We start from the raw sequence: 12,071 nt of genomic DNA, 5'->3' as shown, positions 1-12,071 counted from the left end.
TCGTACATAATTATTGTAAAATTTCAATTCTATGATGAAGTAAAACCATTAATTACTATAGTTTTTATAACTTGCAAGGATAATTAAAAATAACATAATGAAATACATCGAGAAATTAGCTTCCATCCGTCAAGGGATGAAAGAAAAGGGTGTAGATGCCTATATTATTCCCTCCTCGGACCCGCACATCAGCGAATACCTTCCAGACCGTTTTAAATGCATTGCTTGGACTTCAGGCTTTACCGGATCGGCCGGAACCTTGGTAATTACGCAGGATTTCGCAGGCCTATGGACGGACTCCCGTTACTTTGTACAAGCAACGGAGCAATTAGCCGGTACGGGCTTTGAGCTGGTTAAGCTTCAGGTGCAAGGGAAAGCAGAGTATGCGACCTGGTTGGCCAATCAATTAAGTAAAGGACAGGTGGTAGGATTCGATGGCAACCTCGCTGCCGTTGCAGTAGCACAAGCCGTACAGGACGAATTATTGCCTTTAGGCATCCAAGTCGATGGCCATGTTGATCTATTATCAGCCGTATGGCAAGACCGTCCGGCTTTACCTGCAGCACCTGCCTACCTCTTAGATGTAGAAACCACAGGACAGTCCACAGCCGATAAGCTGGCTGCCATTCGCGCTAAGTTGGCTGCAAAACGTGTACAATCGCATTTTGTATCCTCCCTTGATGACCTTGCCTGGATATTAAATATCCGCGGTAATGATGTAAAATGTAATCCTGTAGTCTTAGGATTCCTTTATTTAGATGCGGAGCAATGTACCTTATATATTCAATCGGGTAAATTAGACGAGGCTGCCATCAGCAGCTTAAAAGCAGCAGGCGTTTCGGTAGCCCCTTATGAAGAGGCTTTCACCGCTATCCGCAACGTCGCCACAGCGAACATTCTTTTGGATCCGAAACGTACTTGTTTCGCGATTTTCGATGCCGTGCCTGACGCTGTAACTATTGTTGAAGATATTAACCCTTCCACGCAGTTGAAGGCCGTTAAAAATAAAACCGAGCTTGCCCATACGCGTAATGCCATGCGCAAAGACGGAGTTGCCCTGACCAAGTTCTTTAAATGGTTGGAGGAAAATGTAGCTTCCGGAACCTTGAGCGAAATGTCCATCGCCGATAAATTGCAAGGCTTCCGTGCAGCGCAAGAAGATTTTGTGGATATTTCTTTTGATACCATTGCCGGTTATCTGGAGCATGGGGCATTGCCACATTATAAAGCAACCGAGGAAAGCAATGCTACTCTGAAGGCATCAGGCTTATTGTTGGTGGATTCCGGAGGTCAATACCGCGATGGAACGACCGATATTACCCGTGTTGTTTCCTTAGGAAACATCAAAGCCGAAGAGCAAGTAGATTATACCTTGGTGTTGAAAGGAACGATTGAAGGCTCGACGACTGTTTTCCCGAAAGGAACCCGTGGCTATCAAATCGATGCCATGACCCGTCGTCCGCTTTGGGATATGTTCCGTAATTACGGACATGGTACCGGACATGGTGTTGGCTTCTTCCTGAACGTGCATGAAGGACCGCATGTTTTCAACCCCTCGGCCATAGATATTCCGGTTGAGGAAGGGATGATTACCTCGATTGAGCCGGGTTTATACCGCGAAGGAAAATACGGTATCCGTATCGAGAACCTGGTACACAGCAAAACCATCGAGAAGAACTACTTCGGAGAGTTTATGGATTTCGAAACCCTAACGATTTGTTATATCGCCACAGATCTAGTGGATAAATCATTATTAGATGCCAAGCATATCGATTGGTTGAATAACTACAATGCTTGGGTATTCGAGCAATTGAGCCCTAGTTTAGACGAAGCCGAGACCGCTTGGTTAGCCGAGAAAACAAAAGCAATCTAAGGATCAACATCCTTCACTGATACCGATTAAAAAATGCGAAGTCATGCCGACTTCGCATTTTTTATGGGAAGACCTGGGGTCTAGGCCATAAAAAAAACCGACATGCAAAGATGTCGGTTTTAAAAAACTTTTTCCTAAAAGCTTACTTGATAATATCACGTAAACCTAATGCTTTGATAATAGCACGGTATCTTTCGATATCTTTTTTGTACAGATAAGCTAATAATGAACGACGCTTACCTACTAATTTTTGTAGAGAACGTTGTGTGTTAAAATCTTTTCTGTTGTTTTTTAAGTGCCCAGTTAAGTGAGCAATTCTTTTAGTGAATAAAGCTACTTGTCCTTCTGCAGAACCTGTGTTTGCTGCTGCACCTGCAAATTCTGCGAAGATATCAGCTTTGTATTCTTTACTTAAATACATCTCTTGAATAATATTAAAGCGTTAAAAAATTTATTAATTGGCTGCAAAGATACATGCATTTCCTTTATTTCTCAAATTTATTTGCTAGAAAAACTTAAAAAACAAGGAATTAGCCATCCTTACACCTTAATGTATATTTTCTTTTGGTCTAACCAATACCCGATTACCCACATCACAGCGATGAAACATAGCGCGTAAGCCAGGGAGCCTATCTCAGGAATACCCGGAATCTGGGCACATACATTCTTGTAGAACCAAGGCAATGGGCTTGTAAAAATAGCCTCACCAGCTTCGTTAGTCCCTGCAGGAATCCGGATAAGGGCTAAAGCTTTCGGCAATAGTCCGCTTAACACAAAGATGAACAGTGGATTTTTCCCGAAGACATCAAAGAACTGCGTGAATTTATTCTTGACCCCTTGCACTTCGATATACCAAATCATGCTGCCGATGGTCATAATGCCCAAGGCGGTGGTATACAGCACGTAGGAGCTCGTCCAGATCTTCTTGTTGATTGGGAAGCCTAAAGACCAGGCCCAAGCCAATACAAGTAAGATAAAGCCGGTTACAAACAAACCGGATAATAATTTGAAGTGCGGTTCTTTGCTGGCCGGAACTTTCGTCCACAACCAATCCACTTGCCCCTGATTTTTAATATATACACCCACTAAATAACCGAATACTACTTGAATAATAGACGGCAGGGTACTCATAATTCCTTCCGGATCGAAAGGAACACCTTCGCCTTTATACATGTGCGCTACACCTAAGATCGCTTTATCGTAATCTGTACCAAACCAGGTTTCTAACGAATACGGATCGCCGGTGCCCAAGAAGGCGCACATTCCCCAATAGACAAATAGAATAAGTGCCGACACATAGATTAATGCCCGAGGCTTAATGTAATACACCAGGATGGAGGCAAAGAAATAAGCCAAGGCGATACGTTGGAGAACCCCTAAAATGCGGACACCTTTCTCCGGATCGACAGAACTTACCCATTCCCGAAACTGGAAACCGGCATCGGTCCATTGAACAAATGGAAACCAGTTTAGGCCCAGTCCGATCAGGAAAATCAGTACCGTTCTTTTAATCACTTTTTTCCAAAATACGGCAGGCCCTGCTTCCTGCAAGCGAGGAATCACGAAGGACATCGCATTTCCCACGGCAAAGAGGAAAAACGGAAAAACTAAATCTGTAGGAGTAACACCATGCCATGGAGCATGTTTCAAGGGGGCGAACGCATACGACCAGCTACCTGGGTTGTTCACCATGATCATCAAGGCGACCGTAGCACCCCGAAAGACATCTAATGAGTAATAACGCTGTTTCATGTTAATAATTAAACGAAGATACAAAAATCTAAGGCTTACGGCGGGGGAAGCTAAAATCTTAGCAAACTTGGAAAATATATTCCATTTTTTTTAGCAAGTAGAAGCTAGATTTTAAGGAACTTACGCTCACTTATTAAATATTTTAAAAAGTATTTGGAAGTTATTATTAAATTAATTTAACTTTACCCCAATATTACCAATTAGACAATTGTGGAAAAGCTTAAATTATCGATAATCAAGCGTTTATACTTTGCGAAAGCGCAGTCGATTGCAGAACTCAGTACGGCATTAGGAAAAAGTGTGCCTAACATTACCAGTTCGGTAAATAAGCTTATTGTGGAGAAAATTGTGCTCCCCGATGGATTAGCACCATCTACAGGTGGAAGAAGAGCAACCAACTTCGCCTTAAATGCCAACAACCTGCCCCTACTTCTTTGTGTAGCGATGGACCAGTATTATACTTCGGTCGTGGTAATGGACTTCGATAACAAGACTAAAAGCAGCATAGAAACCGAGTTTATCCCATTACAGCAAGAAAATGCGTACGAGCTTTTATGTAGTCTAATTGCTAAAACCTTAAAGCAGATTGCTAATGCGCGTGTCTATGCCATTGGGCTAACAGTGCCGGGCTTTGTAGACAGTGTGACAGGAGTTAATAATTCATTCCCATCAACTTCCCCTTTGTTTGCCATTCAGGAAAACCTGCAGCAGGAATTTAAGCTGCCTGTTTTTGTTGAAAACGATTCAACGGCCATTGCCATTGCCGAGCATAACTTCGGTAAGGGCAAGGACGAAAAGAACGTTATGGTGGTGAACCTGAACTGGGGCGTAGGGCTAGGGATGATTATCGATAATGATTTGTACCGCGGTCATAGCGGTTATGCAGGTGAATTCAGCCATATCCCCTTGTCAAACCTATCCAAACTTTGCTCTTGTGGCAAGCGGGGCTGTTTAGAAGTGGAGGCTTCGCTGATTGCAGCGCGCGAAAATGCCAAGGAAATGTTGGAGGCCGGCGAGGAATCGCAATTGCAAGCGACCTTCAGTAAAAATGGGTATATCACTGGCGATCAGCTCTTAGAAGCCGGCAATGCGGGCGATCCCTTAGCCATCAAAGCGCTGCGTCGCATTGGTTATATGCTGGGTAAAGGGATTGCGACCCTCATCCACATCATTAATCCGGCCATGGTGGTCATCTCGGGTCGTGGTGCCAAGGCGAAGCATGTCTTGCTTCCGGAAATCCAGCGCTCCTTATTGGAGTTCAGTATTCCCCGGCTTTCGGCCAATACCAAGATTGAATTTTCAGCTACCGAACATATACAATTATTAGGAACCGCCTGTGTGGCCGTTGCTAATGCCGATAAGAACTTTTTAAAACAACAATTAACAGAATTATAAATCAAAAATTACGCTAACATGAGCAATTTTTACTTGAAATGTTGCAGTTTATCGCTGATTATGTTGCTAAGCATAAGCACGATTTTCGCACAACAATCTGTTACAGGGAGAGTAACGGATGGTAGTACAGGAGTTGCCGGTGTCAGTGTGACTGTCGTTGGAACAACCCGCGGCGCACAAACTGATGCCAATGGTAACTACACTGTAGAAGCCTCAAATGGAGAAAAATTACGTTTTTCAATCATTGGCTATACAACACAGGTAATCACGGTTTCATCGAGAACCCATAATGTTACCCTTCAAGCAGATGAAAGCACGATTGATGAGGTCGTGGTAACAGCGATGGGGATTAAAAGAGAGAAAAAATCATTAGGATATTCTTTTCAAGATGTGAAAGGCGATCAATTAACCGATGCGAAGGAAACCAACGTAGCGAATGCCCTAGTAGGTAAAGTTGCAGGTCTACAAGTAATCAAAGGATCTGCCGGCCCTGCCTCGTCAACAAAAATTACCTTACGTGGTAATAACTCCTTAACAGGTGATAACCAACCTTTAATCATTGTGGATGGTGTTCCGATGAACAACTTCTTAGGTGCGAAAGGTAGCAATGGCCAGGTGAATAACGACTTCTGGAACCCAGGTACAGATATGGGTAACGGTTTAGGCGATATCAACCCGGAAGATATTGAAAGCATGTCGGTATTAAAATCCGGTGCTGCTTCTGCATTATACGGATCACGCGCTGGAAACGGTGCCATTATCATTACCACCAAGTCGGGTAAAGCCCAAAAAGGAACAGGAATTACCTATTCTTCAACTTTAGGATTGGAAACCTTATTTACCCTACCGAAGTTACAGAACTCCTTTGCCCAAGGTTCTGACGGTACCTTTAATCAGTTAGGATTAACCAGCTGGGGGCCTGCCATCGATGGTAGCACTTACCAAGCTTACGATAACGTGGGTAACTTCTTTAAAACAGGGGTAAACCATACCCAAAACGTATCTTTCCAACAGCAATTCAACAATACCAGCATTTACTCTTCAGCTACGTATTTGAACGATCAGAGCAAGATTCCTGGATCTAGCTTAGAGCGTTTGAACTTAATGACGAAGGTGACTTCAAACTTTGGGGAAAACAAACGTTGGACCACAGATGTGAAAGTACAATACATGAACAACGATGCGGTAAACCGTCCGACAGCAGGTCAGAATAACGGTAATGCCTATGCTACCTTGTTCGTTATGCCACGTTCCTTAAACATCTTAGATTATAAGGATGCGGTAACCAATACTGGTCAAATGTTATGGTACGGAACAACCAACAGTATGAACCCTTACTGGTTGGCGAATTACCAAATCAATAACGATATCCGTAATCGTTATTTAATGAATGCGAGCGTAAAATATAAATTAACAGATTGGTTAGATGTTGAAGGACGTGCCGGAATGGATTCCTACACTACTCGTTATGACAACCGTACCTACGGTGGTAGCCCAATGGGTAAAAACGGTAGATATTCTAACGGAAAATCAGACTTCTCTGAGCGTAACTACACGTTAGCTTTACATGCACATCAAGATGCCATTGGCGGAAGCAAATGGGGATTGAACGGTTCCTTATTCGGACAGATTATGCAGTCTAACGAGTCTATGTTAAGTGTAAATGCAGGCGAATTGGAAGTGCCAAACTTCTTCTCGATCAACAATAGCGTAGGTACGCCTACGGTAGATCAATTACGTTTAGATAAACAGATTAACTCCCTATACGGAACAGCCGAGTTAAATTACGATGGCTACTGGTTCTTAAACGTTACAGCACGTGAAGACTGGTCCTCTACCCTAAACGATCCTTATTTTTACCCAGCAGTAAGTACTTCCTTGGTTATCTCTGATATGGTGACCAAAAACGGAGGTAGCATGCCAAACTTTGTGAACTTCTTAAAAGTTAGAGCATCTTACGGTCAAGCAGGTAATGATACAAAACCATACAGCTTAATCAATAGCTATACCGTTGGAAAGGACCCGAACCAAAACGCAACAGCCTATTACGATGATGTTAAAGCTTTATACAGCTTAGTAAACGAATTGATTAAAACGGTAGAGTTTGGTTTCGATACCCGTTTATTCAACAGTCGTTTAGGATTAGATTTCTCTTGGTACAAAAACAACGCAACCAACCAGATCTTAGACATTCCGATGGATCCAATGAGTGGTTTCCGTGCGCAGAAAATCAACGCCGGTAATATCCAGAACACGGGTTTTGAAATTGCCTTAGATGGTCAGATCTTAAAATCAGACAACGGCTTAAACTGGAACTCCAGTGTGAACTTCTCGAAGAACACCAATAAAATCATCAAATTGACCGATGATATCAAAACCTATGGCTTAGGCAACTTCGATAACTTAAATATCCGTGCCAATGCTGGCGAGTTATACGGTAATATCTACGGTACGAAATACCTTCGCGTAGATGATGTAAACAGCGATATGCACGGTAAATTATTGTTGAACGGCGATGGTTTGCCACAAGCTACAGGTGAAGTGTTATTGGGTAACCAAGCGCCAAAAGCATTAGTAGGCTGGATCAACAACTTCGCTTACAAAAACATCGGTTTATCCTTCCAGGTTGACGGACGCTTTGGTGGCGAGTTCTTCTCCGGTACCAACTTGAACTTACAACGTAACGGTGCGGCAGACATGACGGCGCCAAATGGAGCTCGCGAGAGCTTCGTGGTAGACGGTGTAGTGAAAGACGGTGCTGGTTACAAAGCAAACACGGCATCCGTAACCCCACAACAATATTGGAATCAAGTAACCAACCAAGGAAACTTAGGTATCGGTGAGGAAAATATCTATGACGCGACCAACATCCGTTTAAGAAACATCACCTTAAGCTATAACCTACCATCCTCCATCTTAAAAAGCAATGTGCTACAACGTGCGAAGATTGCCTTCACCGTGAACAATGCTTGGATGATTAAGAGTTATGCAAATGGTATCGATCCGGAGTCTGTATTCTCTATCAATACAAACGCGACAGGTTTTGAGAACTTCTCTACACCGACATCCAGATCATACTTTATCAATCTAACCCTAGGTTTCTAATCAGTAGGAGAGCAAACAAATGAAAAATATTATATCAAAAGCAGGGTTGTTTTTTGCACTGGCAGCAAGCATGTCATCATGTTCGAAATTCGAAGATATGAATGTCAACCCATTGAAAGTAAATGAGTCTCAGGTACAGGTTGAGTATTTGTTCAACGATGCCCTAATCGGTGCCCAACAAGACCCGAATATCGCCGAGCGTATCTTCGTATTGTATTGGAAAAATGCTTCCAGACAGCACTTGGCGAACGGGATTGCCGTAAATACCCATAACGATGGTTGGTCTAATGAATATTGGAGCAGAAACTACGGCGCAAAATGGTTAACCTCCGCTTCGAAGGCCATTAAAATTGGACAAGAGCGTATCGCCGCGAATACGGCAGAGCCTTATATCAATAACATGGTACAGATCAGTAGAATCTGGCGCGCTTATTTATTAAGTGAAATGGCCGATAACTTCGGGCCTATGCCAATCGCTGGTTTTGATGGGGAAAACCCAAAATACAATTCCGTGCAAGAGGTTTACAATTTCCTTTTAGCGGAATTAAAAGATGCGGTTTCTAAGTTAGATGCTGATGTGGCGGTTCCAAACGAAAAGAAAAAGTTTGATAATGCTTACGGTTTCTCGGTAGAGAAATGGACGAAATATGCCAACTCAATGCGTATGCGTTTAGCGATGCGTATTGCAGAAGTAGATGCCGGCAAAGCGAAAACAGAATTTGAAAGTGCTGCAGCAGGTGGTAACTACATCAAAACGGCCGATGATATGTTCCTCATTCAGGAAAAACCAGGATGGGATCCATTGTCGGGAGTAATGAGCCGCGAGTGGAACGGTCAGGTATTATCGGCCACGTTAAATAACCTGTATGTAGGGTTAGGCGGGGTGAAAACCGAAAACCAATTGGCCAGCTCTTTCCACAGCAGCATCAAACCTGCAAATTACATCGGAAAACGCTTGTTAAAGCATTATTCTACCTTAACAAACGATCCTGCCGCAGGTTATTTCTTCGATGGCCTTCCAAATACCATCGACCCTCGTGCCTATAAAACCTTCTACATCCCTGGTGATGTAACGAGCAGCACCTGGTCTAACTATCCTTCTTGGACAGATGATGCAAAAACCACGAAAGTGAAAATGCCGATTGCCCCTGGCGATACCTTATTCTTAGATACTAAAAATACCTGGAGTACCACTGCTATTGGCGACTTCGGTGCCAAAGGTACTGCTAACGGCATCCGTTCCGTGCAGGTAGGTAAAATCCCCGGTCTATCTCAGGCTTTCCGTGGAAGCACCGCAAAACGCGTGTTCTTCGCGGGCTGGGAATCTTATTTCTTGCTTGCTGAAGCGGCCTTGAAAGGATGGTCTGTAGGAATTACGGCGAAAGATGCGTACGAAGCCGGTATTAAATCGAATTTCGAATATTGGGGCGTATCGCAGCATTTAACCACTTACTTGGCATCTACAAGCTATAACAACGTAGGTACTTCTGTAAGCTTTACCCATACCACAGAACCGGGCAATTCGCATAACATGAACTATGTAGATGGCTATACAGGAACGGCAGGTACAGCTAGCATTGCTTACCCGGCCAATACCATCTATAAAAATGGTGCCGTGCGTAATGATGCCTTAACAAAAATTATTACCCAAAAATACATTGCTAACATGCCTTGGTTGCCTTTGGAAGCATGGAACGATCATCGTCGCTTAGGATTACCATTCTTTGAGAATCCTGCCGTTGAAAATCCATTGCCGAATATGCCAGATTTAACCAAGACCAATTACATGACAAACAGCGTGAAATTCTTCCCGCAACGTATCCCTTATCCATCATCCTTCCGCGCATCATCGCAAGAAGGTTATAACGAAGCTGTATCAGCTTTAGGTGGTGAAGATAAAGTGTCAACCCCATTATGGTGGGCAAAGAAAAACTAGCACTAGTAATTTGATACAAAACGATTCCTATAGGGCTTTTGCCCTATAGGTTTTTTTGTTTTACATCGGGCAGGCTTGGTCAAGTGTCGAGCAAGATGCCTTAGAAATTTTTAAATTTATACCGATCCGTAACGATAATCCTTAGAAAAATGATGAGAAAAATAAGCCTGTTCCTATTATGCTGTTTGTTCCTTTTGCAAACCCAAGCACAAACGAAAGCCCAATGGCTGGAAGATGCCCGATTTGGCATGTTCATCCATTGGGGGCTCTACAGTGCCAGTGAAGGGTTGTGGAAGGGCGAACGCCTACGCCATCCGAATAATTATGCCGAGTGGATCCAATACCGAAACCGCATTCCTTTAGCCGAATATGGGCAATTGGCCAAACGCTTCGAGTGGGAACATATCAATCCCGAAGAATGGGTGCTATTGGCGAAGAAAGCCGGCATGAAATACATCATCATGACGGCGAAGCATCACGATGGTGTGGCCATTTGGGATACCCAAGTGGGCGATTATTCCTTGCCGAAGCTCTCGCATAGTGGTCGGGATGTCATCAAAGAATTAGCGGAAGCCTGCCGAAAGCATGGTATGAAACTGGGTTTTTATTATTCGCATTGGATCGATTGGGAACATCCCTATGGATGGAACCATAACCAAGAAGTAACAGGAAGGGTAACAGACGCCCAATACAATGAATACTGGCAGCAGAAGGTCATTCCACAGGTTCGCGAACTGCTCACTAATTATGGCGATGTAGCCTTGATGTGGTTTGATATGTGGATTCCTTATCAACAGAGTATCATCAAGAAAGAACAGTTGCTGCAGCTGGCCAACTTAATCCATAGTCTACAACCCAATTGCCTGATCAACTCGCGCCTGGGCTTACCGATGGAAAGTAAGGTGGTTGATTTTGAAACGCTGGGCGATAATGTATTTGGTGAAGCCTATGTAGACCATGTGTGGGAAACGCCGGGAACCATTGCGCACTCCTGGGGATACAATGCCCTGGAAAATGAGTGGAAATCCACCAATCAGCTTTTTCAGTCCCTCATCAATAATGTCAGCTTAAACGGTTCGTATACCCTTAATATCGGTCCGCGTGCCGATGGTTCGGTGCCTTTTGAAGGCGTTGAACGCTTAACGAGCATGGGGAAATGGCTGCAGCAGTATGGCGAAGCGCTCTACGAAAACAAAGGCGTAAAATTACGGAGCAGTCAGCACGACTGGGGAAAGATTACGGCCTCCAAAGATGGTAAATCCCTCTACCTACATGTGTATAATTGGCCTTTAGATCAGGTATTGCGTGTTTCGGGCATCTTGGAAAAACCGAGCTCGGCAAGCTTGCTAATCCCTGCCGGAAAACAGGCCTTGCAAATTCAGCAACAAGGCCCTATGCTGCATCTTGCTTTGCCCAAACAGGCCCCAGATCCGTATGTCTCTGTGATCCAATTAACTTTTAATCAGCTGCATTTGGATGAGCAGCTTGTTGCCGAATCAACCTTCGGCGGTTATGCCTTAACGGCGAAAAACAGTATCACTGCGGGGTTAAGTGTCAAGGCTTTCGATGGAACCAAACCCGATCATATCGCGTTACAGGCCGGACAGCAAGCGACCTGGAAACTATATCTTGCCGAAGCCGGTCGGTATACTTTATCCTGCAATGTGCATCAAGGCAAAGCAAACCCGGCAAACCTTAGCATCCAAGTGCAAAGATTGTCTCCGGCGGCAGCAGCCCCAAGCGGCACAAAATCGAAGAAAAAACAAGCATCGAATGTCTTAAATCAGCGTAATCCAAGTGTTCACTACCAGCTTCAGGCCCCCCAAAATGGCAAAGTTACGGTCGAGCCAAACGAGAACTGGTATGTAGAGGAGTTTTTGGATTTACCGGTAGGGGAAATTCAAGTGGAAAGCCCTGGCTATGTGGAAGTGCATTTCCAGAGCGATAAGCCTCTTTTATTCAATCGGATTTGGATCGCCAAGCCTTAGTAACCTTCGGATGGTAACAGCA

At 43.9% G+C, this 12,071-nt stretch carries 7 protein-coding genes; 5 read left to right on the top strand and 2 right to left on the bottom strand.

The genetic code is table 11. The features are described 5' to 3' along the window. The first annotated feature begins 97 nt into the window (after positions 1-97). On the top strand, positions 98-1,873 hold the full coding sequence (locus GQF63_RS06580) for an aminopeptidase P family protein (RefSeq protein WP_160368425.1): 1,776 nt from the start codon (positions 98-100) through the stop codon (positions 1,871-1,873). Between the two features lie 142 nt (positions 1,874-2,015). Here GQF63_RS06580 and rpsO read toward each other — a convergent pair whose 3' ends face one another. After that, positions 2,016-2,294, bottom strand: a complete 279-nt coding sequence (gene rpsO, locus GQF63_RS06575; RefSeq protein ID WP_149527210.1) for a 30S ribosomal protein S15 — start codon at positions 2,292-2,294, stop codon at positions 2,016-2,018. 119 nt (positions 2,295-2,413) lie between these two features. Then, the gene (locus GQF63_RS06570) at positions 2,414-3,625 is read right to left on the bottom strand and encodes an acyltransferase family protein (protein ID WP_160368424.1); all 1,212 of its coding nucleotides are present in this window, start codon (positions 3,623-3,625) and stop codon (positions 2,414-2,416) included. 210 nt (positions 3,626-3,835) lie between these two features. Between GQF63_RS06570 and GQF63_RS06565 the strand changes: the two genes are divergently transcribed. From GQF63_RS06565 to GQF63_RS06550, 4 genes are all read left to right on the top strand, one after another. Then, complete coding sequence (locus GQF63_RS06565; RefSeq protein ID WP_160368423.1) at positions 3,836-5,020, top strand: ROK family protein; 1,185 nt, start codon at positions 3,836-3,838, stop codon at positions 5,018-5,020. Positions 5,021-5,038: 18 nt separating this feature from the next. Continuing rightward, the gene (locus GQF63_RS06560; RefSeq protein ID WP_160368422.1) at positions 5,039-8,125 is read left to right on the top strand and encodes a SusC/RagA family TonB-linked outer membrane protein; all 3,087 of its coding nucleotides are present in this window, start codon (positions 5,039-5,041) and stop codon (positions 8,123-8,125) included. A 19-nt stretch (positions 8,126-8,144) separates the two neighbouring features. Further along, on the top strand, positions 8,145-10,061 hold the full coding sequence (locus GQF63_RS06555; protein ID WP_160368421.1) for a SusD/RagB family nutrient-binding outer membrane lipoprotein: 1,917 nt from the start codon (positions 8,145-8,147) through the stop codon (positions 10,059-10,061). A gap of 149 nt (positions 10,062-10,210) precedes the next feature. Next, positions 10,211-12,049 (top strand): alpha-L-fucosidase, encoded by a 1,839-nt coding sequence (locus tag GQF63_RS06550; RefSeq protein WP_160368420.1) that lies wholly within the window; start codon positions 10,211-10,213, stop codon positions 12,047-12,049. Positions 12,050-12,071: the final 22 nt, after the last annotated feature.

Origin of the sequence: Sphingobacterium humi, from assembly GCF_009768885.1 — a bacterium.
Lineage (GTDB): Bacteria > Bacteroidota > Bacteroidia > Sphingobacteriales > Sphingobacteriaceae > Sphingobacterium > Sphingobacterium humi.
Note: the sequence above shows the minus strand (reverse complement) of the source record. Positions and strands in the feature narration are given on the sequence as shown.

Coding starts and splice junctions, on each gene's coding strand:
- GQF63_RS06580 (WP_160368425.1), top strand. CDS start 98: ATGAAATACATCGAGAAATTAGCTTCCATCCGTCAAGGGATGAAAGAA.
- rpsO (WP_149527210.1), bottom strand. CDS start 2,294: ATGTATTTAAGTAAAGAATACAAAGCTGATATCTTCGCAGAATTTGCA.
- GQF63_RS06570 (WP_160368424.1), bottom strand. CDS start 3,625: ATGAAACAGCGTTATTACTCATTAGATGTCTTTCGGGGTGCTACGGTC.
- GQF63_RS06560 (WP_160368422.1), top strand. CDS start 5,039: ATGAGCAATTTTTACTTGAAATGTTGCAGTTTATCGCTGATTATGTTG.
- GQF63_RS06555 (WP_160368421.1), top strand. CDS start 8,145: ATGAAAAATATTATATCAAAAGCAGGGTTGTTTTTTGCACTGGCAGCA.
- GQF63_RS06550 (WP_160368420.1), top strand. CDS start 10,211: ATGATGAGAAAAATAAGCCTGTTCCTATTATGCTGTTTGTTCCTTTTG.